At 69.2% G+C, this 24,750-nt stretch carries 20 protein-coding genes and 1 tRNA gene; 13 read left to right on the forward strand and 8 right to left on the reverse strand.

What is annotated here, in order from left to right; translation table 11 throughout:
• Window positions 1–29: 29 nt before the first annotated feature.
• The 6 genes from hemC to galU all read left to right on the forward strand — a co-directional run bounded on the left by hemC (window position 30) and on the right by galU (window position 8,418).
• Window positions 30–944, forward strand: a complete 915-nt coding sequence (hemC, locus tag DFQ15_RS02585; protein WP_110464456.1) for a hydroxymethylbilane synthase — start codon at window positions 30–32, stop codon at window positions 942–944.
• Window positions 945–981: 37 nt separating this feature from the next.
• Entirely contained in the window at window positions 982–1,773 is a 792-nt protein-coding gene (locus tag DFQ15_RS02590) for a uroporphyrinogen-III synthase (protein WP_110464457.1), read from the forward strand.
• A gap of 41 nt (window positions 1,774–1,814) precedes the next feature.
• Window positions 1,815–2,918 (forward strand): uroporphyrinogen-III C-methyltransferase, encoded by a 1,104-nt coding sequence (locus tag DFQ15_RS02595; RefSeq protein ID WP_110464458.1) that lies wholly within the window; start codon window positions 1,815–1,817, stop codon window positions 2,916–2,918.
• Window positions 2,919–2,924: 6 nt separating this feature from the next.
• Window positions 2,925–4,202, forward strand: coding sequence for a heme biosynthesis protein HemY (locus DFQ15_RS02600; protein ID WP_110464459.1), 1,278 nt, complete (start codon window positions 2,925–2,927; stop codon window positions 4,200–4,202).
• 251 nt (window positions 4,203–4,453) lie between these two features.
• Window positions 4,454–7,360 (forward strand): valine--tRNA ligase, encoded by a 2,907-nt coding sequence (locus DFQ15_RS02605; protein ID WP_110464460.1) that lies wholly within the window; start codon window positions 4,454–4,456, stop codon window positions 7,358–7,360.
• Window positions 7,361–7,488: 128 nt separating this feature from the next.
• Complete coding sequence (gene galU, locus DFQ15_RS02610) at window positions 7,489–8,418, forward strand: UTP--glucose-1-phosphate uridylyltransferase GalU (RefSeq protein WP_110464461.1); 930 nt, start codon at window positions 7,489–7,491, stop codon at window positions 8,416–8,418.
• 93 nt (window positions 8,419–8,511) lie between these two features.
• On the opposite strand, the gene DFQ15_RS02615 is transcribed toward galU, so the two are convergent.
• Window positions 8,512–8,739: a sulfurtransferase TusA family protein gene (locus DFQ15_RS02615; RefSeq protein ID WP_110464462.1), complete on the reverse strand. Its 228-nt coding sequence runs from the start codon at window positions 8,737–8,739 to the stop codon at window positions 8,512–8,514.
• Window positions 8,740–8,953: 214 nt separating this feature from the next.
• Window positions 8,954–9,856, reverse strand: coding sequence for a cysteine synthase CysM (gene cysM / locus DFQ15_RS02620; RefSeq protein ID WP_110464463.1), 903 nt, complete (start codon window positions 9,854–9,856; stop codon window positions 8,954–8,956).
• Window positions 9,857–9,997: 141 nt separating this feature from the next.
• On the opposite strand from cysM, the gene DFQ15_RS02625 reads away from it, so the two are divergent.
• The 3 genes from DFQ15_RS02625 to rsxB all read left to right on the forward strand — a co-directional run bounded on the left by DFQ15_RS02625 (window position 9,998) and on the right by rsxB (window position 12,454).
• A tRNA-Leu gene (locus tag DFQ15_RS02625) sits at window positions 9,998–10,082 on the forward strand.
• A gap of 231 nt (window positions 10,083–10,313) precedes the next feature.
• The gene (locus DFQ15_RS02630) at window positions 10,314–11,747 is read left to right on the forward strand and encodes a polyhydroxyalkanoate depolymerase (protein ID WP_110464464.1); all 1,434 of its coding nucleotides are present in this window, start codon (window positions 10,314–10,316) and stop codon (window positions 11,745–11,747) included.
• Window positions 11,744–12,454, forward strand: a complete 711-nt coding sequence (rsxB, locus tag DFQ15_RS02635) for an electron transport complex subunit RsxB (RefSeq protein WP_110464465.1) — start codon at window positions 11,744–11,746, stop codon at window positions 12,452–12,454. The genes DFQ15_RS02630 and rsxB overlap by 4 nt, the downstream gene beginning before the upstream one ends.
• A 36-nt stretch (window positions 12,455–12,490) precedes the next feature.
• Here the strand turns inward: rsxB and dusA are convergent, their stop codons facing one another.
• The gene (gene dusA / locus DFQ15_RS02640; protein WP_110464466.1) at window positions 12,491–13,492 is read right to left on the reverse strand and encodes a tRNA dihydrouridine(20/20a) synthase DusA; all 1,002 of its coding nucleotides are present in this window, start codon (window positions 13,490–13,492) and stop codon (window positions 12,491–12,493) included.
• 301 nt (window positions 13,493–13,793) lie between these two features.
• On the opposite strand from dusA, the gene DFQ15_RS02645 reads away from it, so the two are divergent.
• Together DFQ15_RS02645 and DFQ15_RS02650 are read left to right on the forward strand one after the other, a co-directional pair.
• Window positions 13,794–15,614: a M14 family metallopeptidase gene (locus tag DFQ15_RS02645; RefSeq protein ID WP_110464467.1), complete on the forward strand. Its 1,821-nt coding sequence runs from the start codon at window positions 13,794–13,796 to the stop codon at window positions 15,612–15,614.
• A 161-nt stretch (window positions 15,615–15,775) separates the two neighbouring features.
• A complete protein-coding gene (locus tag DFQ15_RS02650) occupies window positions 15,776–16,180 on the forward strand; it encodes a hypothetical protein (RefSeq protein ID WP_110464468.1) in 405 nt (134 codons plus the stop codon).
• Between the two features lie 21 nt (window positions 16,181–16,201).
• On the opposite strand, the gene ybaL is transcribed toward DFQ15_RS02650, so the two are convergent.
• Together ybaL and phbB are read right to left on the reverse strand one after the other, a co-directional pair.
• Window positions 16,202–17,908, reverse strand: coding sequence for a YbaL family putative K(+) efflux transporter (ybaL, locus tag DFQ15_RS02655; protein WP_110464469.1), 1,707 nt, complete (start codon window positions 17,906–17,908; stop codon window positions 16,202–16,204).
• A 221-nt stretch (window positions 17,909–18,129) separates the two neighbouring features.
• Entirely contained in the window at window positions 18,130–18,870 is a 741-nt protein-coding gene (gene phbB, locus DFQ15_RS02660; protein ID WP_110464470.1) for an acetoacetyl-CoA reductase, read from the reverse strand.
• Between the two features lie 248 nt (window positions 18,871–19,118).
• On the opposite strand from phbB, the gene DFQ15_RS02665 reads away from it, so the two are divergent.
• Entirely contained in the window at window positions 19,119–20,282 is a 1,164-nt protein-coding gene (locus DFQ15_RS02665; RefSeq protein WP_374940988.1) for a methyl-accepting chemotaxis protein, read from the forward strand.
• Between the two features lie 57 nt (window positions 20,283–20,339).
• Here the strand turns inward: DFQ15_RS02665 and DFQ15_RS02670 are convergent, their stop codons facing one another.
• Both DFQ15_RS02670 and phaC read right to left on the reverse strand, forming a co-directional pair.
• Window positions 20,340–21,518 (reverse strand): acetyl-CoA C-acetyltransferase, encoded by a 1,179-nt coding sequence (locus tag DFQ15_RS02670; protein WP_110464472.1) that lies wholly within the window; start codon window positions 21,516–21,518, stop codon window positions 20,340–20,342.
• Window positions 21,519–21,589: 71 nt separating this feature from the next.
• A complete protein-coding gene (phaC, locus tag DFQ15_RS02675) occupies window positions 21,590–23,320 on the reverse strand; it encodes a class I poly(R)-hydroxyalkanoic acid synthase (protein WP_110464473.1) in 1,731 nt (576 codons plus the stop codon).
• Between the two features lie 94 nt (window positions 23,321–23,414).
• Between phaC and DFQ15_RS02680 the strand changes: the two genes are divergently transcribed.
• The gene (locus tag DFQ15_RS02680) at window positions 23,415–23,672 is read left to right on the forward strand and encodes a hypothetical protein (RefSeq protein WP_110464537.1); all 258 of its coding nucleotides are present in this window, start codon (window positions 23,415–23,417) and stop codon (window positions 23,670–23,672) included.
• Window positions 23,673–23,770: 98 nt separating this feature from the next.
• On the opposite strand, the gene pgeF is transcribed toward DFQ15_RS02680, so the two are convergent.
• Window positions 23,771–24,580 (reverse strand): peptidoglycan editing factor PgeF, encoded by an 810-nt coding sequence (pgeF, locus tag DFQ15_RS02685; protein WP_110464474.1) that lies wholly within the window; start codon window positions 24,578–24,580, stop codon window positions 23,771–23,773.
• Window positions 24,581–24,750: the final 170 nt, after the last annotated feature.

The following is a 24,750-nucleotide window of genomic DNA, read 5'->3' on the forward strand; positions in this document are numbered from 1 at the left end:
GCTTTGCCGGCACGTCCTCGGTAACGCGCATGAGCCCCACTCCCCTGACCCTCGTCATCGCCACCCGCGAAAGCCGGCTGGCGCTTTGGCAGGCCGAACATGTCCGCGCGCAATTGCAGGCCCACGGCCACACCGTCACCCTGCTGGGCATGACGACCAAGGGCGACCAGATCCTCGACCGCTCGCTCGGCAAGGTCGGCGGTAAAGGCCTTTTCGTCAAGGAACTGGAGAACGCCCTGGAAGACGGACGGGCCGACCTGGCGGTGCATTCGCTCAAGGACGTGCCGATGGACCTGCCGCCCGGCTTTTCGCTGGCCTGCGTCATGGAGCGCGAAGACCCGCGCGACGCGTTCGTGTCGCCCCGGTATGCCGGCCTGGCGGCCTTGCCGCGCGGTGCGGTGGTCGGCACCTCCAGCCTGCGCCGGGCGGTGCTGGTGCATGCCCTGCGGCCCGACTTGAAGATCGAGCCGCTGCGCGGCAACCTCGACACCCGCCTGCGCAAGCTGGACGAAGGCCGCTACGACGGCATCGTGCTGGCCGCCGCGGGCCTGCTGCGACTGGGCCTGGCCGGGCGCATCCGCGAATCCTTCGACCCCGAGACGATGCTGCCCGCCGCCGGCCAGGGCGCGCTGGGCATCGAGATCCGCTCCGACCGGCAGGACCTGTTCGCCGCGCTGGCGCCCCTGAGACACGAGACCACCTGGATGGCCGTCAACGCCGAGCGCGCGGTCAGCCGCGGGATGGGCGGCAGCTGCTCGATGCCGCTGGCCGCCTATGCGCATTTCCACGGCGGCCGGCTTTCGTTGCGCGCCGCCTGGGGTGACGTCGCCCACCCGGGCACGCTGGTGCGGGCCGAGGGCGCAGCGGCCGTCACGACGCTCTCGGATGCCACCGCGCTGGGCGAAACGGTGGTCGCGCAATTGCGGACCAACGGCGCTCGCTGACCGGCACCGTGCGGAACCCAGCGGGCTCCTTGCCGCCATGAACGTCATCGTCACCCGGCCCGCGCGCGAAGCCGGCGAATGGGTCGCCGCGCTGCAGGCGCGCGGCATCGCTGCGCGTGCGCTGCCGCTGATCGACATCGCGCCGCCGGCCGACCTGGCTTTGTTGCAGGTGGCCTGGCAACGGCTGGCGGGCTACCGCGCGGCGATGTTCGTCAGCGCCAACGCCGCCGAACAGTTCTGCGTCGTACGCCCCGACGGCCACGGTGCCTGGCCCGCCGAAACCCGCGCATGGGCTCCCGGCCCGGGCACTGCCCGGGCTCTGCGCGCCGCGGGAGTGCCAACCGACCGCATTGATTCCCCACCCGCCGACGCAGCCCAGTTCGATTCGGAATCGCTCTGGCAGGTCACCGCCGGCCAGGCACGCGCCGGCGACCGGGTGCTGGTCGTCCGCGGCTCCGACACCGACAGCTCAGCCGCCTCGACCACCGGCCCCGGCAACGGCCGCGAATGGCTGGCGCAACAATTGGCGGACGCGGGCGCCGCGGTCGATTTCGTGGTCGCCTACCGGCGTCGGCCGCCCGATGCCGCGCATTTCGATGCCGCCGCCGTCCGCGCGGCGGTGCGGGCCGGCGACGTATGGCTGTTCAGCAGCTCGGCCGCGGTCGCCAATCTCTGCGCCCTGGTGCCCGGCCAGGACTGGCACGGAGCGCCCGCCCTGGCCACCCACGCCCGCATCGGCGAGGCCGCCACCCGCGCCGGGTTCGCGCCGGTGGTGCTGTCGCGGCCGGCGCTGGACGACGTGGTGCGCAGCCTGCAGGCCTGGTCCTGAGCGGCCACGGCGCGCCCGGGGTGCGTCGATAGAATCGCCGCATGATTTCCGAGCCGCTTTCCGACACTGCGGCACCGCCGCGTGCCCGCCCGCCCGCCCTGCCGCCGACGCCGCGCGACCCGTTCGCACGGCCGATGGCGGTGGCCGCGACGCTGATCGCCATCGTGGCCACCGCCGCCAGCGTGATGCTGTGGCAGCGGCTGTCGTCGATCCAGGAACAGCTGGCCCGGCAAAGCGCCGATTCGGGCGCCCAGGCGATCGAAGCCCGCACCATGGCCCGGCAGGCGCAGGAAACGGCCCAGGACGCCGCCACCCGGCTGGGGGTGGCCGAGGCCCGGGTCAACGAGGTGGCGCTGCAGCGCTCGCAGCTCGAAGAACTGATGCAGAGCCTGTCGCGTACCCGCGACGAGAACCTGGTGGTCGACGTGGAATCGGCCGTGCGCCTGGCGCAGCAGCAGACCGAGCTGACCGGCAGCGTCGCGCCGTTGCTGGCCACGCTGCGCAGTGCCGACCAGCGCATCGCCCGCGCCGCCCAGCCCCGGCTGGCACCGGTGCAGCGCGCCCTGTCCCACGATATCGAACGGGTGCGCAACGCCAGCACGGTGGATACGCCCGGGCTGCTGGGCCGGCTTGACGAGCTGGTGCGCTTGGTAGACGAGCTGCCGCTGCAGAACGCGGTGGCGCAGGTCTCCACCGGCCGCAGCGTGGTGCCGGTGCGCGTCGGCCTGGGCGCGGCCGAGCCGGGCGAGGCCGCGGCCGACGACGGCGCCCCCTGGTGGCGCCGCGCACTGCGCACCGCCTGGGCATCGGTGCGCGACGAGACCCACAACCTGGTGCGGGTGACGCAGGTCGACAAACCCGAGGCCCTGTTGCTGGCGCCCGACCAGTCGTATTTCCTGCGCGAAAACCTGAAGCTCAAGCTGGTGAATGTCCGCCTGGCCGTGCTGGCTCGGCAGCCGGATTCGGCCAAGGCCGACCTGGCGGCCGCCGCCGCCGCGCTGACCCGCTATTTCGATCCCGCGTCGCGTCGCACCCAGACGGCCTTGACGGTTTTGCACCAGGCGCAGGCCCAGGTCCAGACCACCGAGCTGCCGCGTCTGGAAGAGACCCTGTCGGCGCTGGCCACCGCCGCGGCCGGAAGGTAGCCGCCGATGCGCGCCGCTCTCTGGCTCCTGGCCCTGTTCGGCATGGCCGCGGCCGTCGCCCTGTTCGCCGGCAACAACCAGGGCACCGTCACCGTGTTCTGGCCGCCGTACCGGGTCGACCTGTCGCTCAACCTGGTCCTTCTGCTGCTCTTCGGCGGCTTCACCCTGCTGTACGCCGCGCTGCGCACCCTGGCCGCCCTGCTGGATCTGCCGGTGCAGGCGGGCCGCTGGCGCACGCAGCAGAAGGAGCGGTCGATGCATGTCGCGCTGCTCGACGCGCTGGCCCACCTGACCGCCGGCCGCTTCATCCGCGCGCGCAAGGCGGCCGAGGCGGCCATCGCGCAGGAGAAGACGCTGGTCGGCTCGGTCGAGCCGCTGCCCCATGCGGTGCAGGTCCGCGCCCTCGCCCACCTGCTGGCCGCCGAAAGCGCCCATGCGCTGCAGGACCGCGCGGCCCGCACCCATCACCTGGACGAAGCGCTGGAGCAGACCGCCCACAACCCCTCCGGCCCCGCGCAGGAGGTGCGCGACGGCGTCCAGCTGCGCGCCGCCGCCTGGGCGGTGCAGGACCGCGACGCGCCCGCCGCCCTCGAATGGCTGGAGCAGTTGCCCCAGGGCGCCGCACGCCGGACGATCGCCCTGCGCATCCGCCTGCGAGCCGCGCGGCTGGCACGCCAGCCGCAAGCCGCGCTGGAGACGGCCCGGCTGCTCGCCAAGCACCGGGCCTTCTCGCCGCTGGCCGCGCAGAGCATCACCCGCGGCCTGGCCACCGAGCTGATCAACGGCGCACATGACGAATCCCAGTTGCTGCGCGCCTGGCAGTCGCTCGAGAACGGCGAGCGCCTGGCGCCCGAGCTGGCGGTGCATGCCGCCAGCCGGCTGCAGCAACTGGGCGGCGATCCGGCGCAGGTGCGCCAGTGGCTGCTGCCCGCCTGGGACGCCCTGCTGGCCGACCCCGACGCCCTGCCAGAATCCCTGCGGGTGCGCTTGGTTCGCACGCTGGAGAACGACATGGACTCTGTCGACGGCCCCTGGCTGGCGCGCATCGAGGGTGCCCAGCAGCGCAACCCGCGCGATCCGCACCTGCAGTACCTGGCCGGCATGGCCTGCCTGCGCCGGCAGCTCTGGGGCAAGGCCCAGCAGCTGATCGGCAACGCGAGCCGGCAGCTGCACCACCCCGAGCTGCACCGCAACGCCTGGCGGGCATTGGCCGAGCTGGCCGAGCAGCGCGGCGAGCAAGAGGCGGCGGCCCGGGCGTGGCGCCAGGCGGCCGGTGGCGCATAGGGCACCCGCGTTCGGCACCCGCCAGGAGATATCGCCACACCGCCGACGATCACCGAAGTCGATTGCTATCAAATATATAGCTACAGGTCATTGTTCTTCGCCGACTACAGGCACTTTTTGCTGAGAATTCGACCTGTAGCCCCTGCTGGTCCGTCGCCCGGATTCTGCAGCCGGCGCACCCCGCTAAAATGGCGACGTTCTGCCCCTTCTTTCGACGGCACCTCCGGGTGCCGTTTTCCATTGCCCGAGCCATGAGCGACGCCCAGCCCTCCCCCCCCGCGCAACCGGGCCTCGATGCCCTCTCCAAGTCCTTCGAACCCGCCGCGCTCGAGGCGCACTGGGGTCCGCTGTGGGAGCAGCGTGGCTATGCCCGCGCCGGCTACCGCGGCACCGGTGCGGCCAGGGCCGGCGCACCGGCCTTCTCGATCCAGCTGCCGCCGCCCAACGTCACCGGCACCCTGCACATGGGCCACGCCTTCAACCAGACGGTGATGGACAGCCTCACCCGCTACCACCGCATGAAGGGAGCCAACACCCTGTGGGTGCCCGGCACCGACCATGCCGGCATCGCCACCCAGATCGTGGTGGAGCGACAGCTGCAGGAGCAGAAGGTCAGCCGCCACGACCTGGGCCGCCAGAACTTCGTCGCCAAGGTCTGGGAGTGGAAGGAGCAGTCGGGCAACACCATCACCACCCAGATGCGCCGCATGGGCGACAGCGTCGACTGGTCGCACGAATACTTCACCATGGACCCGAAGCTCTCGAAGGTCGTCACCGAGACCTTCGTGCGGCTCTACCGGCAGGGCCTGGTCTACCGCGGCAAGCGGCTGGTCAACTGGGACCCGACGCTGAAGACCGCCGTCTCCGACCTCGAAGTGGAGAGCGAAGAGGAGGACGGTTCGCTCTGGCACATCCGCTACCCGCTGCCCGACGGCTCCGGCGAATCGGTGGTCGTCGCCACCACCCGGCCCGAGACGATGCTGGGCGACACCGCCGTCATGGTCCATCCCGAGGACGAGCGCTACGCCCACCTGATCGGCAAGCAGGTCACGCTGCCGCTGTGCGACCGCACGATCCCGGTGATCGCCGACGACTACGTCGACAAGGCCTTCGGCACCGGCGTGGTCAAGGTCACGCCGGCCCACGACTACAACGACTATGCGGTCGGCCAGCGCCACGGCCTGCCGACCATCGGCATCCTGACGCTCGACGCCACCGTCAACGACAACGCGCCCGCGGCCTACCGCGGCCTCGACCGTTTCGTCGCCCGCAAGCAAGTCGTCGCCGACCTGGACGCGCTCGGCCTGCTGGTCGAGGTGAAGAAGCACAAGCTGATGGTGCCCCGCTGCGCCCGCACCGGCCAGGTGGTCGAGCCGATGCTCACCGACCAGTGGTTCATGGCGATGAACAAGGTCGGCGAAGGCGACGCCACCGGCAAATCCATCGCGCAGAAGGCGATCGACGCGGTCGACAGCGGCGCGGTGCGCTTCGTGCCCGAGAACTGGGTCAACACCTACAACCAGTGGATGCACAACATCCAGGACTGGTGCATCAGCCGCCAGTTGTGGTGGGGCCACCAGATCCCGGCGTGGTACGACGAGGACGGCACCGTCTACGTCGCCCGCGACGAGGCAGAGGCGCAGGCCCAGGCGCCCGGCAAGACCCTGACCCGCGACGCCGACGTGCTCGACACCTGGTACTCGTCGGCCATGGTGCCGTTCAGCACGATGGGCTGGCCCGAGCAGGGCACCGCCGACACCGACGACTACAACCTCTACCTGCCCTCCTCCACCCTGGTGACCGGCTACGACATCATCTTCTTCTGGGTCGCCCGGATGATCATGATGACGACCCACTTCACCGGTCGGGTGCCGTTCAAGGACGTCTACATCCACGGCCTGGTGCGCGACGCGCAGGGCAAGAAGATGAGCAAGTCCGAAGGCAACGTGCTCGACCCGGTCGACCTGATCGACGGCATCGCGCTGGAGCCGCTGCTGGGCAAGCGCACCACCGGCCTGCGCAAGCCCGAGACCGCGCCCACCGTGCGCAAGAACACGCAAAAAGAGTTCCCCGACGGCATCCCGGCCTTCGGCGCCGACGCGCTGCGCTTCACCTTCGCCTCGATGGCGTCGCTGGGTCGCAGCATCAACTTCGATCCGAAGCGCTGCGAGGGCTACCGCAACTTCTGCAACAAGCTCTGGAACGCCACCCGCTTCGTGCTGATGAACTGCGAAGGCCGCGACTGCGGCCTGGCGGAACACACCAAGGCCGACTGCCAGCCCGGCGGCAGCGCCCACGGCTACCTGCGCTTCAGCCAGGCAGACCGCTGGATCGCCTCGGCCCTGCAGCGGGTCGAGGCCGAGGTGGAAAAAGGCTTCGCCGAATACCGCCTCGACAACGTCGCCGCCGCCATCTACGAGTTCGTCTGGAACGAGTTCTGCGATTGGTACCTGGAAATCGCCAAGGTGCAGATACAGACCGGCGACGAGCCGCGGCAGCGCGCCACCCGCCGCACCCTGATCCGAACGCTGGAAACCCTCCTGCGGCTGGCGCATCCGGTGATCCCGTTCATCACGGAAGCGTTGTGGCAGAAAGTGGCCCCCGTGGCCGGCCGCCTGGCCGCGGACGCCGAGGCGTCGATCAGCGTCACCGTCTATCCGCAGAGCCAGCCCGACCGTATCGATCCGCAGGCCGAAGCGCATGTCGCCAGGCTCAAGGCGCTGGTCGATGCCTGCCGCACCCTGCGCGGCGAGATGAACGTGTCGCCGGCCACCCGGCTGCCGCTGTTCGCGGTCGGCGATGCCGACTTCATGCGCGATGCGGCCCCCGCGCTCAAGGCGCTGGCCAAACTGGGCGAGGTGCGGATGTTCGACGACGAGGCGGCCTGGCAGCATGCGGCCCAGGCGGCGCCGGTCGCGGTGGTGGGCGATGCGCGCCTCTGCCTGCATATGGAAATCGACGTGGCCGCCGAGAAGCTGCGCCTCGCCAAAGAAGTGGCCCGGCTCGAAGGCGAGATCGCCAAGGCCGACGCCAAGCTGGGAAACGAGGCCTTCGTCGGCAAGGCGCCGCCGGCCGTCATCGCGCAGGAGAAGAAGCGAGTGGCCGAGTTCGGCGACGCGCTGGAGCGCCTGCGCGGACAGCTTGTACGATTGGGCTGACAGACGCCCCGTTGCCCTGCGCTAGCATGGCGCGCTCCCGTCGGTGTGCCCACGACCGCCGTACGCGCGGGCTGCGATGCGCGCCTGCCCCGAAACTCTTTCCCCGTTTAGTCCAAGGAAACCGTCGCATGAGTTCTTCCTCCCGCCGCATCAAGAAGGCTGTCTTTCCCGTTGCCGGCCTCGGCACCCGCTTCCTGCCGGCTACCAAGGCCCAGCCCAAGGAGATGCTGCCGATCGTCGACAAGCCCTTGATCCAGTATGCGGTCGAAGAAGCCTACGCCGCCGGCATCCGGCACATGATCTTCATCACCGGCCGCAACAAGCGTGCGATCGAAGACCATTTCGACACCGCCTACGAGCTGGAAAGCGAGCTGGAAGCCGCCAACAAGCACAAGCTGCTGGACATCCTGAAGTCGATCCAGGCCGACGACATGGTCCTCTCCTACGTGCGCCAGCCGCGGATGCTGGGCCTGGGCCATGCGGTGCTGTGCGCCGAACATCTCGTCGGCAACGACCCGTTCGCGGTGCTCCTGGCCGACGACCTTATGGTCGGCAACCCGCCGGTGCTGGCGCAGATGGCGCAGGTCTTCGAGCGCACCGGCGGCTCGGTGCTGGCGGTGCAGGAAGTTCCCCAGGAGCAGACCAAGCGCTACGGCATCGTCGCCGGCGATATGGTCGAGGACCGGCTGATGAAAGTCGGCGGCATGGTCGAGAAGCCCGACCCGTCGGTCGCGCCGTCCCGCATGGGCGTGGCCGGCCGCTACATCCTGACGCCGGGTGTCTTCGACCAGATCCGGCAGCAGAAACAGGGCGTTGGCGGCGAGATCCAGCTCACCGACGGCATCGCCGGCCTGATGAAGACCGAATGGGTCTACGCCTTGCAGTACGAAGGCAAGCGCTACGACTGCGGCAGCAAGGAAGGCTTCCTGGAAGCGACCGTCGAGTTGGCCTTGCAGCACCCGGAAGTCGGCACCTACTTCCGCGATTATCTGAAGAACCTCGACGTGCCCGGTGCCCTGCGCCGGCAGGACGCTCCCGCGACGACGTCCGTCGCCTGACCTGCGCCCGGCCGCACGGCAAAAAGGGCAGGCCCGCGAGGCCCTGCCTTTTTTGCATCCGCCATAGGTCTGTGCCGGGGCAAAACCGTGGTCTCAGCGCCGCCGCAGGACGTGGATGTAGTCGGTGCCCGTCGTCTGCTGCTCCACCAGCTCGTTGCCGGTCTGCCGCGCAAAGGCCTGGAAATCGCGCACAGAGCCCGCGTCGGTCGACACGATCTTCAGCAACTGGCCGCTGTGCAGTTCCGATAGCGCCTTCTTGGCCTTGAGAATGGGCAGGGGGCAGTTCAGGCCGCGGGTGTCGATTTCTTTGTTGACGTCCATATCTGTTCCGTAGAGCTGTGCCGATTCTAGGCAGACGCTCGCGCAGCGGCTGCGGTGCCGGCCATTCCGCGAAAGTGGGCGTGTCCAGCCGCAGGCCGGGCAGCGGTTGCGCGTCTTCTCGCCGCCGTCTTCCATCACAACCGTCGGCTGCAGGGCCGTCGCGCACCGGGGGCGGAAGCGAAATCCGAGCCGGGCATCGCGGCGGGCGGCTTGCTCAGGTCGGAAACACGCCGGTCGACAGGTAGCGGTCGCCCCGGTCGCACACGACGAAGACGATGGTCGCGTTCTGCTCGCGCTGCGAGATCTGCTGGGCCACCCAGCAGGCGCCCGCGGCCGAGATGCCGCCGAAGATGCCTTCTTCCCGCGCCAGGCGACGGCACATCTCCTCCGCGTCGGACTGGCCGACGTTCACCGTGTCGTCGACCAGGCCGCGGTCGTAGATCGCGGGCATGTATTCCTCGGGCCACTTGCGGATGCCCGGGATGCGCGAGCCTTCGGCCGGCTGTGCGCCGATGATCTGCACCGACGGCTTCTTGCTCTTCAGGTAGCGCGAAACGCCGGTGATGGTGCCGGTGGTGCCCATCGCGCTCACGAAGTGGGTGATGCGACCATGCGTCTGTTCCCAGATCTCCGGGCCGGTCGTCTCGAAGTGGATGCGCGGATTGTCCGGGTTGCCGAACTGGTCGAGCACCCGGCCCTTGCCGTCCTTTTGCATTTGCTCGGCCAGGTCGCGGGCGTATTCCATGCCGCCGCTCTTGGGCGTCAGGATGAATTCGGCGCCGAAGGCCTTCATCGTCTGCGCCCGCTCGACCGACAGGTCCTCCGGCATGATCAGCAGCATGCGGTAGCCCTTGATCGCCGCGGCCATCGCCAGCGCGATGCCGGTATTGCCGGACGTCGCCTCGATCAGCGTGTCGCCGGGCCGGATGTCGCCGCGCTCCTCCGCCCGCTTGATCATAGACAGAGCGGGCCGGTCCTTCACCGATCCGGCCGGGTTGTTGCCTTCGAGCTTGCCGAGTACGACGTTGCCTGAAACCGCGGCTTCCGCCGCGCCGATGCGCTGGAGTGCCACGAGCGGCGTTTGTCCGACGGTGTCTTCGATTGTGGGGTACTGCATGCACGCACTGTGCCATAATTTACGGCTTGCTTCCGGGCGCGGTTTACCGGAGGCAGACGCGATTCGCTCGGGCGCCAGGTACCTCGGCTTTGGTGTACCTCGGCCGCCTGCAACGCCACCCATGGGCATCGCGAGATTTTTGCCCGAGTGGTGAAATTGGTAGACGCAGGGGACTCAAAATCCCCCGCCGCAAGGCGTGCCGGTTCGATTCCGGCCTCGGGCACCATCACTTTACAGCTATCGGAAAGATAGCGCCTTCCGCATCTGTTGCGCTGTCGCCCGGCGCCGGATCTGGCCGCCCCGTCAAACACATCGGTATCGGTCGATGTACCCCAGACGTGCAAGGCCGCGTGTCTCGATGGGCGTCACGTCTTACACCGTCGCATGCCTGGGTGAAAGCATATTCCGTGCACCAGATGCCGGTGCTACATTGCAGTGCAACATTTACGGGTGTCCCATGCTCTACCAGTTCTACGAAGCGCAACGCTCCTTGATGGAGCCGTTCGCGGACTTTGCGCTCGCAGCGTCCAAGATGTACAGCAATCCGATGACGCCCATCGGACAGTCGCCGTTCGCGCAGCGCATCTCGGCGGGCTACGACCTCCTGCACCGGCTGGGTAAGGACTACGAAAAGCCGACGTTCGACATCAAGACAGTGCCGGTCGCCGGCGTGGACGTGGTGATCCACGAGGACATCCGGCTCGACAAGCCCTTCTGCGAACTGCGCCGCTTCAAGCGCTTCACCGACGACCCTGCGGTGCTGCGCAAGCTGAAGGAGCAGCCGGTCGTACTGATCGTGGCGCCGCTGTCGGGCCACTACGCCACGCTGCTGCGCGACACGGTCAAGACGATGCTGCAGGACCACAAGGTCTACATCACCGACTGGAAGAACGCCCGCCTGGTACCGCTGGCGGACGGAGAATTCCATTTGGACGACTACGTCAACTATGTGCAGGAGTTCATCCGCCACCTGCAGGACTCCTACGGCAACTGCCACGTGGTCAGCGTCTGCCAGCCGACCGTGCCGGTGCTGGCGGCCGTGTCGCTGATGGCGGCGCGGGGCGAGAAGACCCCGCTCTCGATGACGATGATGGGCGGCCCGATCGACGCGCGCAAGTCGCCCACGTCGGTGAACAACCTGGCGATGAACAAAAGCTACGAGTGGTTCGAGAACAACGTGATCTTCCGGGTGCCCGAGGGCTTTCCGGGTGCGGGTCGGCGCGTCTATCCCGGTTTCCTGCAGCACACCGGGTTCGTGGCGATGAACCCTGATCGGCATGCGAAGAGCCACTTCGACTACTTCAAGGATCTGATGAAAGGCGACGACGCGAGCGCCGAAGCCCACCGCAAGTTCTACGACGAGTACAACGCGGTGCTCGACATGGACGCCGACTACTACCTCCAGACGATCCGCACCGTCTTCCAGGATTTCCTGCTGGTCAACGAAGCGTGGAACGTGAAAGGTGTCGACGGTGCGGTGGAGCTGGTGCGGCCCGCCGCGATCACCACCACCGCCTTGCTGACCGTCGAAGGCGAACTCGACGACATCTCGGGTTCGGGCCAGACCGCCGCGGCCAACGGGCTGTGCAGCGGAGTCCCGGAAGACCATAAGCAGCATTACGAGGTCAAGGGTGCCGGCCACTACGGCATCTTCAGCGGCCGGCGCTGGCGCGACATGGTGTATCCCACAGTGCGTGCCTTCATCGCCAGCTACGACCAGCCGGCCAAGCCGCGGGCCACGAGGGGCAGTGCTGCGGCGGCACCTGCCCCGAGGCACGCTGCCGCCGCAGTGCGCCGCTCGCCCGCACGCAAGACCATGGTGACGACGGTGGCTGCAGCGCTCGCCCCCACGGCGGCGGCGGGCACACGTAGCCGCACGCCTTCCGCGTGAGCGAAACCGGCCCCGCGACCCGCATCGCGGTCGCCGCATCGGCCGACCGGATCGACAGTGTGCTGCCGCAGACGCAATGCACCCGCTGCGGCTACCCGGCCTGCCGCGGCTATGCGCAGGCGATCGCCGAGGGCACGGCGGGCATCGACCGCTGCCCCCCTGGCGGTGCCGAGGGCGTAGCGCGCCTGGCCGCCGTCACCGGCCTCCCCGCCGTGGCGCTCGACCCGGCATACGGGCGCGAAGGCCCACGGCAGCTCGCCGTGATCGACGAATCGTGGTGCATCGGCTGCACCCTGTGCCTGGACGCCTGCCCGACAGATGCCATCCTGGGCCGCAACAAGCGGATGCATACCGTCGTGGCGCCCCACTGCACAGGATGCGAACTGTGCGTACCGGCGTGTCCGGTGGACTGCATCGCCATGACGCCGGCCACCGGCATGGCGACCGGTTGGGATGCCTGGTCCCAGAGCCAGGCCGATGCGGCGCTGCAGCGGTACCGCAAGCATGTGGCGCGACGCGACGGAGGCGTGCCCGCGCGGGGAACCCTTGCCGACGCTCCCGCACCCGGCACCCGGTCGCCGGCCCCGTCCACGGCGCCCCCGCTGAGCGCAACGCCGACCGGGGCGACCGACACCGGTGCCCCCATGGACGCCAAGCGCGCCGTGATCGAGGCGGCCCTGCGGCGGGCACGTGCCCTGCGCGGCTGACTCTGCAGCGGTGGCGCGCCGCGCTGCGCTCCGCGGTCATGCCACCAGCCGCCCAGGGCGGCGCGCTTCGGCCAGGACGTCCCGCGCCGAAGACGTCTTCAACCGGTGGTCGCTCCACACCTGGCGCCAACGCCGCGCACCCGGCAGCCCATGCCGCAGGCCCAGCATGTGGCGGGCGATCGCGTGCCACGGCGTGCCGTGCGCGGCAGCTTCCCGCTCCATATAGGCCACCATCGCATCCTCGACGGATTCACGGGTGCGGTCGGACGGCGGCGCGCTGTAGAACGCCGCATCCCACTCCACCAGCGACCACGGGTTGTAGTACGCCTCCCGTCCCACCATCACGCCGTCGAGCGCGGTCAGCTGTTGCGCGATCTGGGCCGACGTGGTGATCCCGCCGTTGACGGCTATCGTCAGGTGCGGGAAATCCTGCTTCAGCCGGTACACCACCGGGTACCGCAGCGGCGGAATGTCGCGGTTTTCCTTAGGGCTCAAGCCTTCGAGCCAGGCATTGCGGGCATGCACCACGAAGACACGGCATCCCGCGTCGGCCACCGTGCCGACGAAGTCCCGCACGAAGTCGTAGCTCTCGACCTTGCCGATGCCGATCCGGTGCTTCACCGTGACGGGGATCGCCACGGCATCGACCATCGCCTTGACGCCGTCGGCCACAAGCCGCGGCTCGTTCATCAGGCAGGCGCCGAAGGCTCCGCGCTGCACCCGCTCCGACGGGCAGCCGCAGTTCAGGTTGATCTCGTCGTAGCCCCACTCCTCGCCCAGCCGTGCGGCCCGGGCCAAGTCGGCCGGCTCGCTGCCGCCCAGTTGCAACGCCACGGGGTGTTCCTGCGGATCGAACCGCAGATGCCGCGGAACGTCCCCGTACAACAGGGCGCCGGTCGTGACCATTTCGGTGTAGAGCAGTGCATGCCGGCTCAGAAGCCGATGGAAGTAGCGGCAGTGGCGGTCGGTCCAGTCCATCATCGGGGCGACCGATACGACCTTGCCGGCCGCGTTCAACAGGGGATAAGCGGGCTTCATTTCGGGCGCGTGAGGCTTCGGGTAAGCCCTCGATTGTCCGGCAAAGCCCGGACCGGGCCTGCGTACCCGGTCGGCAGCCCCGTCGGCAGGGCGGTACCGCCGGTCCGACCACGGGCTTCGTCACAAAAGCCATCCGCCACGGCATTAATATTCTGCGCATTCCAGGCTGCTAGCTTGCGGCCCGGGCAGGCCCGCCCCCACCGATTCCGAGGAGACTTCCATGCGTCGACCCCACCCTTTCTCTCGCGGTCGCGCGGTCGTCCCGGGCGCCGTCGGCTCGGCCATTTCGCTCGCCGGGCGCATGCCGCGTCTGGCATGGGCAGTACCGGTGGCCCTGCTGCTGGCGGCCTGCGGTTCCACGCCCCTGCCGCCGTGGCAGCCGCCCCGGGACCTGAGCACCACCCGGCCCGCTCCGACCGCGGTGCGGCCCGTTGCACCACCGGTGATGGACCTGGCACCCGCGCCGTCGGCAGCGGTCGTCACCCCGGTGGCGCCTGCGCCTTCCATGGCACCGCAGGTGGGGGATGCCCCGATGGGCGCCGTGCCGCTCCCGGGCGATTCCGAAGCGCTGCCTTACTCCGCAGCCGTCGCGGCGCGATTTCCCGATCCGGCCGTCCGCTACGCCACGCCCGGCCTGCAGCCGGACAGGCGAAGTTTCACCACCAACGCCGAGCTGGCGGCCTGGATGCAGGACCTGGCGGCCGCCGCATCGCGGGCCGGTGCGATCCGTGCCGGCCTGCTGCCGATCGGCCGGTCGCAGCGCGGCGAGCCGATCGATGCGCTGGTCATCACCCGATCGGCCAACACCGAGCCGTCGACGCTGCTCGCGGACGGCCGCCCCACGGTGTTGCTGGTCGGCCAGCAGCATGGCGACGAGCCCGCCGGAAGCGAGGCTTTGATGGTCATCGCCCGCGAAGCCTCACAGGGCCTGCTGGAGCCGCTGCTCGGCCGCATCAACGTGATCGTGCTGCCCCGCGCCAACCCCGACGGCGCAGAGGCCGGCACCCGCGTCACAGCCAACGGCATCGACATGAACCGCGACCATCTGGTGCTGCGCACGCCCGAGGCGCAGGCGCTGGCGCGGCTGGTGCGCGACTACCGCCCGATGGTGGTGGTCGATGCGCACGAATACACCGTCGCCGGCCGCTTCCTGCAGAAGTTCGGTGCGGTGCAGCGCTTCGACGGCCTGCTGCAGTACGCGACCGTGGCCAACCTGCCCGAGTTCGTGACCAAGGCGTCGGAGGAGTGGTTCCGGCGTCCGCTGGTCGCCGCGCTCAACCGGCAGGGCCTGAGCAACGAGTGGTACTACACCACCTCCACCGACCTCGAGGACAAGCGCGTCTCGATGGGCGGCACCCAGCCCGATACCGGCCGCAACGTCAACGGCCTGAAGAACACGGTGAGCCTGCTGCTGGAAACACGCGGCGTCGGCATCGGCCGGCTGCACATCCAGCGCCGGGTGCATACCCATGTGACGGCGATGGCCAGCGTGCTGCAGAGCACCGCCGCCCGGGCGGACGACCTGAAACAGTTGCGCTCCTTCGTCGACCGCGATGTCAGCGCGCTCGGTTGCCGGGACGACGCGGTGGTCGAAGCCGCGCCGACGCCCGGCCGCCACAACCTGGTGATGCTCGACCCGGACACCGGTGCGGACCGTACGGTCGATGTGGAGTGGAACAACTCGCTGGCGCTGCGGGCCGTGAAGACGCGCAAGCGTCCCTGCGGCTACTGGCTGTCGGCCTCAGCGGCCGACGCGGTCGACAAGCTCAAGATGCTCGGCGTCCAGGTGTTCAAGGTCTCGGAGCAGAGCTCCCTGCTGATGGACACCTACCGCGAGACGGCACGCCAGTCGGCGGTCCGCCAGGACGTGCGCGGCACCATCGCCGACGGCGGTGCCGGCGAGGTGGTGCGGGTCGACGTGGCACTGGCCCGCACCCTGGTCGATGTTCCGCTGGGCAGCTACTACGTTCCGCTGAGCCAGCCGCTGGCGCCGCTAGCGATGGCGGCGCTGGAGCCGGATACACAGAACAGCTTCTTCGCCAACCGGGTGATCGAATCCCTGAGCGCTACGGCGCGGGTGGTCGGCCCGCCAGGCCTGCGGCTCGAGGAAATCCAGCCCTAGAGCCGCTCAGCCGAGCCGATGCAATGCGCCACGAAGACACGGACCGGCGTGCGCGCCACCCCTCGCGGTGCGTTCTTCCTACAAGGGCAGGAAGGGCTGGCCGCTACCCTTCGGTTTCCCCGACCGCAACCGACAAAAGCCGAAAAGGCGAGGAGCATCCCATGAGAAAGTTCGTACTCGATCCCGACATGGTGACCATGGGCGGCGTTTTCTATCCAACAGGGCATGTGGTGGTGATGTTTCCCGAGGCGGCGGACGCGCAATCCACCGGCGAGGCGCTACTGGAAGCCGGCTTCACCGCCGACGAGGTCTTCAGCGTCGACCCGGCCACCACCCGCCGGGAAATCAGCCGTACCGACGATGGCGCCGACATTCCCCTGCCCTCCGTCGGGACCGAAGGCGCCACCGTGCGGGCTTTCGACGAGCTGGCATCCAAGGGCCACCACGGCCTGGTGATTCGCGCCGAATCGGCCGACGAGACCGAGCGCGCGATGGAGGTGGTGCGCAAGGTGCCTTTCTCCTTGGCGCAGAAATACCGGATGCTGGTGATCGAAGACCTGAAGTAAGTGGCAGCGCTTCGGCGCCGCTCAGGCGTGGCGCGCGATCGGCTTCGCCGCCCGGTCCAGCACATGCCGGGTCATCGACTGCGCCAGTTCGTGCTCGCCCAGGAACACCTTGCCGACATGCTCCTGCTCCAGCAGCTGCGCTTCTTCTTCGTTGTGCATCCGCACGACCACCTCGATTTCGGGATTGAGCATGCGGGCGGCCGAGATGATCTGCCGAACGTCGAGTGAGTCGGGCGTCGCGATCACCAGCATCTGCGCCCGCGCGATGTGGGCCTGGATCAGCACCGACGCATCGGCCGCATTGCCCGAGACGGCGGCGATGCCCTCCTCCCGCAGATGCTCCACCACCGCACGGTTCTCGTCGGCCACCACGTAGGGAATCTCATTCGCCGACAGCGCCGCCGCGATGCGCTTGCCGACGCGTCCGTACCCCACCAGCACCACCTGCTGTGCCAGGTAGCGGGCATGCGTGGTCGTCGGCAGCTCGGCCAGCGGATCGTCCCGTTGCTCCAGCGGGCGTGCGAGGGCCGACTTGGCCAGCAACCACTGCTGGATCGGCTGGATGCCTTTGAAGACCAGCGGGTTGACTGCGATCGAGATCAGCGCGCCGGCCAACACCAGGCTCTGCCCCTGCGGCGGCATCAGGCCGAGCGAGGCGCCCAGGCCGACCAGGACGAACGAGAACTCGCCGATCTGCGCCAGGCTGGCAGACACCGTCAGCGCGGTATGCAGCGGATAGCGGAACGCCAGCACCAGCCCGGCCGCCGCGACCGACTTCCCGACGATGATGATCGCGACCACCGCCAGCACCTGCAGCGGCCGGTCGACCAGCACCCGCGGGTCGAACAGCATCCCGACCGAGACGAAGAACAGCACCGCGAACGCATCGCGCAGCGGCAGCGATTCTTCGGCCGCCCGATGGCTGAACTCGGACTCGCGCATCACCATGCCGGCGAAGAAGGCCCCCAGTGCGAAAGACACGCCGAACAGCGCGGCCGAACCGAAGGCGATGCTGACCGCCGCGGCCGCCACGCAAAGAGTGAACAGCTCGCGCGACCCGGTGCGCGTCACCTGCCAGAGAATCCACGGGAACACGCGACGGCCCACCACCAGCATCAGCGCCACGAAGATCGCCACCTGCAGCAGGGTCCAGCCCAGGGTCTTGAGCAGCTCCTCGGCACCGGTCGCCTCGCCGGTGCCGCCCAGCGCCCCCGCCAGCGGGGGCAGCAATACCAGCACCAGCACCATCGCCAGATCTTCCACCACCAGCCAGCCCACGGCTATGCGGCCGGTGAAGGAATCGAGGATGCCCAGCGTCTCCAGCGCCCGCAGCAGCACCACCGTGCTGGCGACCGAAAGCGTCAGCCCGAAGACCAGCGCCGCGCCGAAGCTCCAGCCCCACCACGTCGCCAGGCCGAAGCCCATCAGCGTCGCCACGACGATCTGCACGATCGCACCGGGCAGCGCGATGCGCCGCACCGTCAGCAGGTCGTCCAAGGAGAAATGCAGGCCCACGCCGAACATCAGCAGCATCACGCCGATCTCGGCCAGCTGCGCGGCGATCTCCGCGTCTGCCACAAAGCCCGGGGTGAACGGGCCGATGATCACGCCCGCCAGCAGATAGCCCACCAGCGCGGGCAGCCGTGCCTTTGTCGCGAGAAAGCCCAGGACGAGCGCGAGACCCAGCCCGGCAGCGATGGTGTTGATGAGCGAGACGCTGTGTGGCATCGGCGGGCAGACTCCGTGTCGGGGGGGCGGGCGATGGTGCCGAGCGGACTCGCAAGACGGCCCGGTGGCGTGTGGTCTCTTATAACCGCAACGCCCGATGCACCCGGCCGAAAACCCCGCGTTCCGTCCACCGGCCCCGCGTCTCGAGCCGCCCGATGCGGATACCGGCGGGCATGAAAAAAACCCGCCGAAGCGGGTCTGGCCGTGTGCGCCGCGCGGACTCAGTGCATGTGCAGACCGCCGTTGACCGCGAACTCGGCGCCGGTGGTGTAGCCGCCCTCCTCGGACGCCAGCCACGCGATGATCGACGCGATCTCGCCCGGCTCGCCCAGACGCTTGACCGGGATGGTCGACACGATCTTGTCGAGCACGTCGGGGCGGATCGCCTTGACCATGTCGGTGCCGATGTAGCCCGGACTCACGGTGTTGACCGTCACGCCCTTGGTCGCCATTTCCTGCGCCAGCGCCATGGAGAAGCCGTGCATGCCGGCCTTGGCCGCCGAATAGTTGGTCTGGCCGGCCTGGCCCTTCATGCCGTTGACCGAGCTGATGTTGATGATCCGGCCGAAGCCCTTCTCCACCATGTCGCCCACCACCTGCTTGGTGACGTTGAACATGCTGTTGAGGTTGGTCTCGATCACGGCGTCCCAGTCGTCGCGGGTCATCTTCAGGAACATGCGGTCGCGGGTGATGCCGGCATTGTTGACCAGCACGTCGATGCTGCCGTGGTCCGCCTTGGCCTTGGAAAAGGCCTCGACCGTCGAATCCCAGTCGCCGACATTGCCGACGGATGCGTAGAAGATGAACCCGAGCGCCTTCTGCTCGGCCAGCCACTTGTCGAAATCGCGCGTGGGGCCGCAACCGGCGACGACTGTGTAGCCCTCCTGGTACAGCCGCTGGCAGATCGCGGTTCCGATGCCGCCCATGCCACCCGTCACATATGCCACTCGGTTTTTGACCATGTCGTTTGCCTTCCTGAATGAACCCACGCCGGGGAAACCGTTCGCCATGCAAGCACTGTACCCAAGAACGCCAGACCGCCCGGTCCTATCGGATCAGGGGAAACACCAAGCGCCGGCGACAGCGTATCGACATCTTTCATTTCTATACTGATCTGTCCGCATACGGCCTGCGGATGCCGCCGCGGCGGGGTTGCGCCATTGCCGTACCACCGTCGCCCCGCTCTCCCACTCCGCAGAAAGCCAACACCGTGTCACTCGATGATATGAAGTTCGGACTTCGCCTTGCCCTGGGGTATGCCGTCGTGCTGCTGCTGGTCGTGGCGATCGTCGCCGTGGGGGTGTCCCAGCCGGGCGTCGGCAGCGCGGCACAGACCTGGATGCTGGTGCTGGGCGCCGCCGCGGTGCTGGTCGGCGCGCTGTCGGCCTGGGGCATCGCGCGCAGCGTCGGCCCGCCGCTCGACGAAGCGATCCTGATCGCAGAGACGGTCGCCTCGGGCGACCTGAGCCAGGAGTTCACGACCGAACGCGGCGGCGACTTCGGCCGACTGCTGGGCGCGCTCGGCGACATGGAAGACACCCTGACCGACCTGATCACCCGCATCAAGGGCTCCACCGACCAGATCGCCGTCGCCTCGCGCCAGATCGACGCCGGCAATACCGACCTCTCGAAGCGCACCGAGGACCAGGCCGCGTCGCTCGAAGAAACCGCCGCCAGCATGGAGACACTGACCGCCACCGTGCGGCAGAACGCCGAGCGTGCACGCTCCGCCAGCCAGCTGGCCACCGGTGCCGCGCAGACCGCCGCGCGCGGCGGAGAGGTGGTCGGCAAGGTGGTCCACACGATGCAGGCGATCAGTGCCAGTTCGCGCAAGATCGTAGACATCATCCAGGTGATCGAGGGTATCGCCTTCCAGACCAACATCCTGGCGCTGAACGCCGCGGTGGAGGCGGCGCGCGCCGGCGAACAGGGCCGCGGCTTCGCGGTGGTGGCCAGCGAAGTGCGTGGCCTGGCCCAGCGCAGCGCTACCGCAGCCAAGGAAATCACGGGCCTGATCGACGATTCGGTGCGACAGGTCGATAACGGATCGCGCCTGGTGGGCCAGGCCGGCACCACCATGGGCGAGATCGTGCAGGGCGTGCAGCAGGTCTCGGGCCTGTTGAACGAGATCTCGACCGCCCTGGCCGACCAGAGCGCCGGCATCGAGGATGTGAACCACGCCGTGGCCCACATGGACACCGTCACCCAGCAGAACGCGGCCCTGGTGGAGGAAGCTGCGTCCGCCGCGACGGCCCTGTCGCAGCAGGCCGCCGAACTGCAGCGCGCGGTGGGCGAATTCAAGCTCGACGACGACGATGCGGCCGCGCTGTCGCCGATGGCGTCGGCACCGCGCGGCACCCTGGTCACGTTCTAAGCGGCGAGGACCATAGCCGCGCAATCGGGCCGCGCAGCGGGTTCCCTCACAGCGCTCTCAGCGCTCCAGCGTCAGCGCCACGCCCATGCCGCCGCCGATGCACAGCGATGCGATGCCCTTCTTCGCGTCGCGGCGCTGCATTTCGTGCAGCAGGGTCACCAGGATGCGGCAGCCGGACGCGCCGATCGGGTGGCCGATGGCGATCGCGCCGCCGTTGACGTTGACCTTGCCGGTGTCCCAGCCCATCTCGTTGTGCACCGCGCAGGCCTGGGCGGCGAAGGCTTCGTTGATCTCCAGCAGGTCCAGGTCGCCGGGCTTCCAGCCGGCGCGCTCCAGCGCCTTGCGCGAGGCAGGCACCGGGCCCATGCCCATGATGGCCGGATCGAGCCCGGTGGTGGCGTAGCTGGCGATGCGGGCCAGCGGCGTCAGGCCCAGCGCCGCGGCCTTCCTGGCGGTCATCACCATCACCGCGGCGGCGCCGTCGTTGATGCCCGAGGCGTTGCCGGCCGTCACGCCGCCGGCCTTGTCGAAAGCGGGCTTCAGGCCCGCCAGCGCATCGGCATTGGTCTTTCGGTTGATGAACTCGTCTGCGTCGAACACTACCGGGTCGCCCTTGCGCTGGGGAATGCGCACCGGCGTGATTTCGAACTTGAAGTAGCCCGCGTCCTGGGCCGCGGCCGCCTTCTGCTGGCTGGCCAGCGCCAGTGCGTCCTGCTGCTCGCGGGTGATGCCGTACTGCCTGGCCACGTTCTCGGCGGTGATGCCCATGTGGTACTGGTTGTAGACGTCCCAAAGGCCGTCGACGATCATCGTGTCGACCATCTTCCAATCGCCCATGCGCTGGCCGTCGCGGGAGTTGGGCAGGATGTGCGGCGATGCGCTCATGTTCTCCTGGCCGCCGGCGATCACGATATCACTGTCGCCGGTGGCGACGGCCTGGGCCGCCAGCATCACCGCCTTCAGGCCCGATCCGCAGACCGCGTTGACCGTGAGGCCCGGCACCACCTGCGGCAGGCCGCCCTTGAGCAGCGCCTGGCGCGCCGGGTTTTGGCCGGCACCGGCAGCCAGCACCTGGCCCATGATCACTTCGCCGACCTGGCCGGCTTCGAGCTTGCTGCGCGCCAGCAGCTCGCGAACGACGACGGCGCCCAGTTCGGTGGCGGGAATCTTGGCGAGCGAGCCGCCGAACTTGCCGACCGCAGTGCGGGTGGCGGCGACGATGACGATGTCTTCCATGGGATGCTCCTGGGGGGTCTTCGGGTGAAACGGTTCTGCGCCCGTGCGGCGCGATTGTGTGGATGCGGGAATCAGGCCTTCTGGCGCACGTAGCGGCCGGGCGCAGGCTCGATCGCGGGGCGGTCGGCGTCTCCGTAGGCGGTGGGCGCCGCCACCATGCGGCCGGCATGGCCGGCCAGCCACTGCGCCCAATCGTCCCACCAGCTGCCCGGCCGCTCCTCAGCGCCGGCCAGCCATTCGGCATGCGTCGGGGGCAGCAGGCCGTCGTCGCGCACCCAGTGGCTGCGCTTCTTCTTGGCGGGCGGGTTGATCACGCCCGCGATGTGGCCCGACGCGCCCATCACGAAGCGGCACGGGCCCGGCAGCACCTGGGTCGACGCGTAGGCGCCACCGCCCTGCGCACCGACCGGCACGATGTGGTCCTCGCGCGAGCCGTAGACATAGGCCGGCACATCGACCGTGTTCAGGTCCACCGGCACGCCGCAGACGGTGGCCGCGCCGGGCTGCACCAGCCGGTTCTCCAGGTAGGTGTTGCGCAGGTACCAGGCGTAGAACGGGCCCGGCAGGTTGGTGGCGTCGCTGTTCCAGTACAGCAGGTCGAAGGGCGGCGGCGTGTGCCCCTTCAGGTAGTTGCCGACCACGTAGTTCCAGACCAGCTCGTTGGGCCGCAGGAAGCTGAAGGTCGAGGCCAGCTCCTGGCCCGCCAGCAGGCCCTTGCGGCCCATCTGCAGCTCGCGCATCCGCACGAAAGCCTCGTCGATGAAGATGTCGAGGATGCCGGTCTGGCTGAAGTCGAGGAAGGTGGTGAGGAAGGTGGCCGAGGCGACCGGTTTACGGCCCCGCCCCGCCAGCACCGCCAGCGCGGTGCCGAGCATCGTGCCGCCCACGCAGAAGCCCAGCGCGTTGATCTTGCCGCCGGCCTTGTCCTGGCCCGATATTGCGCGCACCAGGTCGATCGCGCGGATCACCGCCTGCTCGATGTAGTCGTCCCAGGTGGCCTCGGCCATCGACGCGTCGGGGTTGCGCCAGCTGACGACGAAGGTGCGGTGGCCCTGCTCCATCGCGTAACGGATCAGGGAATTGGCGGGCTGCAGGTCGAGGATGTAGTACTTGTTGATGCAGGGCGGCACCATCAGCAACGGCCGGGCGTGTACCCTGGCGGTGAGCGGCTTGTATTCGAGCAACTGGAAGAAATCGTTCTCGAAGACCACCGCGCCCTCGGTGGTGGCGACGTTGCGGCCCACCTCGAAGCCGCGCTCGTCGGTCTGGCTCACATGGCCCTGGCGCAGGTCGTGGGCCAGGTTCTGCAGGCCGCGCGCCAGACTCTCGCCCCGGGTGTCGAGCGCCGTCTGCAGCGCGTCGGCGTTGAAGGCGATGAAATTGCTGGGTGCGCTGGCCGCGGCCCACTGCTCGACCGCGAAGCGGATCCGCGCGCGGGTCTTGTCGTCTGCCTGCACCGCATCGGCCAGGCCCGACAGCACCCGGGTGTTGAGCAGATGCAGGCGGGCCGCACCCTGCGCCGCGGGGCTGCGGGACCAGGCCTCGCCGGAGAAGCGGCGGTCCTGCGCGGTGCCGGCGGCCTCGCCTGCCGCGCCCCAGAGCCGGGTCATGCCCTGCAGATACTCCTGCTGCAGCACCTGCAACTTCTGCGGGTCGAGCCACGGCGGCGGGCCGGGCGTGCCGCCCCGCTGCGGCGCGGCGACGGCGGTGCGCCACAGCGTCTGCCACTGTGCGGCGAGGGCCTGCGCGACACCCGCGTCCGACGTGCCGAGTCCCGCAGCCGTGCCTGGTCCAGAATCCATGCTGTCTCCTCGTTATGGCGTGAAGCGAATCCGCACGCCCTCATTCTTGCAGACACCGCGCACAGACCGCCACCCGCCCGCCGAAGAAAGCGCCATGTACCTCGTCGTCATCGCCTGGCTGTACGTGACCCTGACGATGGCCGCGGCCGAAGCCACCGCCTCCAACGGCAGCCTGCTGGGCGCGCTGGTCACCTTCGTGCTGTACGGGCTGCTGCCGATGGGGATCGTGGTCTACCTGATGGGATCGCCCGCGCGCCGCCGGGCGATCAAGGGCGAAGAGGCCGAAGAGTTAGAGAACGCCGCACCACCGCCGGCACCGGCACCGGCACCGGATGATGTGAAAGAACCGTAGCGAGCAGCCCGAGTGTGCGGCGAGGACCGGAGCCGTACTTCGGTACGGTGAGGACCACAGCCGCTCAATCGGGTTGCGCGGTAGGTTCTCTCACATCGTCAGACGCGCAAGATGCAGGCCGCCATGCGCCCGCTGCTGCCGAGCCGCCCGGCATCCCGACGGTGCGAAAAGAACCGTGACGGGTTCGACACGGTGCACCAGCCCGCACCGCCGTCGTTGCCATGGACCGCCTGCACCCCCGCCGCCGCCAGCCGCTGCCGCGCCAGGCCGGCCAGGTCGGCCCACCATTTGCCGGGCGACCCGCCCACCGGCCTGAAGCAGTCGTCGGCCGACGCCTGCCGGGCGACGAACGTGGCCCGCACCTCGTCGCCCACCTCGAATGCCTCCGGCCCGATGCACGGACCGAGCCACGCTATCAAATCCATAGCTTCTGGTCGGCCTGCAGCGCCGGCTGGAGCACCGAAACGTTCCAAAACCGCCTCCAGCACCCCGTCGGCCAGTCCGCGCCAACCCGCATGCGCCGCGGCTACCTGCCGACCGGCGCGGTCGGTAAGCAGAACCGGCAGGCAGTCGGCGACCATGACGGTGCAGGCCCGGCCGGGCCGCGAGCCGATGCAGGCGTCGGCGCAGGGCACGTCGCCCGGGGGGGTGCCGTCGAGCGCCGCCGTCCGCGTGCCGTGCACCTGCTGCAGGAAGATCGGCTGCGCGCCGATCGCCTGCGCCAGCCGCGCGCGGTTGGCGGCCACCGCCGCGGCGGCGTCGCCGACATGGCCGCCCAGGTTCATCGACGCCCACGGACCTTCGGACACGCCACCGGCCCGGGTGGTGAAGACGGCATGCACGCCGGGCGGCGCAGGCCAGTCGGGAACGATCCAGTCGGACGAGCATGCGGGAAGTGGAGACGTCATGGAGGGCGAAGTGGCGGTAGAGTTTGGAACCCGGGCGGCCAGCATAGCCGCCCGATTCCTCCGGCCCGCCCCGGTGGCACACTGCCGGACGGTGCCTGCGCCACCGGCGGTACCCTGCGCCACCGGCGGTACCCCGCGCCGGCCAAGCCGGCCCCGATCCCGCACCGCTT

The sequence above is a fragment of the Xylophilus ampelinus genome (genome assembly GCF_003217575.1).
Taxonomy (GTDB): domain Bacteria; phylum Pseudomonadota; class Gammaproteobacteria; order Burkholderiales; family Burkholderiaceae_C; genus Xylophilus; species Xylophilus ampelinus.